The sequence below is a fragment of the Frigidibacter sp. RF13 genome, from assembly GCF_026626305.1.
Taxonomy (GTDB): Bacteria; Pseudomonadota; Alphaproteobacteria; order Rhodobacterales; family Rhodobacteraceae; genus TMP-24.
Window position 1 is genome coordinate 7,501 of sequence record NZ_JAPNUE010000021.1, and the last position, 1,293, is coordinate 8,793.

Below are 1,293 nucleotides of genomic sequence, written 5' to 3' on the forward strand. Positions count from 1 at the left end.
CATCTGCCGCTCCAGCCCCTTGACCGGGTCGGCGCCGAGACGGCCGATTGCGGCCAAGTAGAACAGCCATGCAGGCGGCAGCGCGCCCGCGACATAAAGCGTCCAGGCGGGCACCGCCCTCAGCCAGCCATTGATCCGCTGTACCGGTCCCATCAGAAGTCCACCGCGAGATCCTGACCGGCATAAAGGCCTGCCACCTCGTCATAGCCGTTGAACTTGCGCGTCGGCACCCGGCCACCGAAGATGCCCGCGCCCAGCGGCCGCTCGCTGGCCTGCGACCAGCGCGGATGATCGACCTCGGGGTTCACGTTCGAATAAAAACCGTATTCGCGCGGGTTCTGCATGTTCCAGCTGGTCGGCGGCTGCTTGTCGGTCAGCGTGATGCGGACAATCGACTTGATCGACTTGAAGCCGTACTTCCACGGCACCACCAGCCGGATCGGCGCGCCGTTCTGATTGGGCAGTTCCTCGCCATAGAGCCCGGTCGCGAGGATCGTCAAAGGATGCATCGCTTCATCCAGCCGCAGCCCCTCGCGGTAGGGCCAGTCCAGGATCGGGTAAGCCTGCCCCGGCATCTCCTCGGGCCGCATCAGGGTTTCGAACGCTACATACTTCGCGCCCGCGCGTATGCCCGCGCGCGCGAGAAGATCGGAAAGCTGGAAACCGATCCACGGCACGACCATCGACCAGGCCTCGACACAGCGGAACCGGTAGATGCGTTCTTCAAGCGTGACATTGGCGAGGATATCCTCAAGCCCGTAGTCGCCGGGGTTGTCGACCATTCCGTCGATCTTCACCGTCCAGGGCTTGACCGTCAGCGATCCGGCATTGGCGGCGGGGTCTTCCTTGCCGGTGCCGAACTCGTAGTAATTGTTGTAGCTCGTGATGTCTTCGAGCGTGTTGGGCACCTCGTCCGTCGAATAGGCCGACGGCTGCGCCGCGATCTTCGCCATCGCCGGGCGCGCAAGGCCGAAGGCCGCGGCCCCCGCCATCAGCTGGCGGCGATTCAGAAAGACGCCCTTCGGCGTCACGTCAGACCATTTCAGATCCGTCCGGAACCTGTATCCCATGTCTTGCGCGCTCCCTTGGCCACGGAAGCACTCTAGGCGCGGGCGAGGCCCCCGCAAAATAAAGTCCTCTCACAAACCGATCAGAGCCTGAAACATTCCCTCTTCCGTTTGCAAATATCCCGGAGGGGGTCCGGGGGAGGCAGCGCCTCCCCCGGCGGGTCGGCCGGGCGAAGCCCGGACGAAATCCGTCAGTGCAGGACCGCGCCGTCGGGCGTCGGCCGGG

At 64.7% G+C, this 1,293-nt stretch carries 2 protein-coding genes (1 of these 2 only partly in view); both read right to left on the reverse strand.

The window, feature by feature from the left end:
- On the reverse strand, window positions 1-153 hold the start of the coding sequence (gene msrQ / locus OU426_RS18090; RefSeq protein ID WP_267635571.1) for a protein-methionine-sulfoxide reductase heme-binding subunit MsrQ. The gene continues 486 nt to the left of window position 1, outside the view; the window shows 153 of its 639 coding nt (coding positions 1-153); its start codon is at window positions 151-153; its stop codon lies beyond the left edge, outside the window.
- Window positions 153-1,070 (reverse strand): protein-methionine-sulfoxide reductase catalytic subunit MsrP, encoded by a 918-nt coding sequence (gene msrP / locus OU426_RS18095; RefSeq protein WP_267635572.1) that lies wholly within the window; start codon window positions 1,068-1,070, stop codon window positions 153-155. Before msrP ends, msrQ begins: the two co-directional genes overlap by 1 nt.
- Between the last annotated feature and the right edge of the window lie 223 nt (window positions 1,071-1,293).

Coding starts and splice junctions, on each gene's coding strand:
- msrP (WP_267635572.1), bottom strand. CDS start 1,070: ATGGGATACAGGTTCCGGACGGATCTGAAATGGTCTGACGTGACGCCG.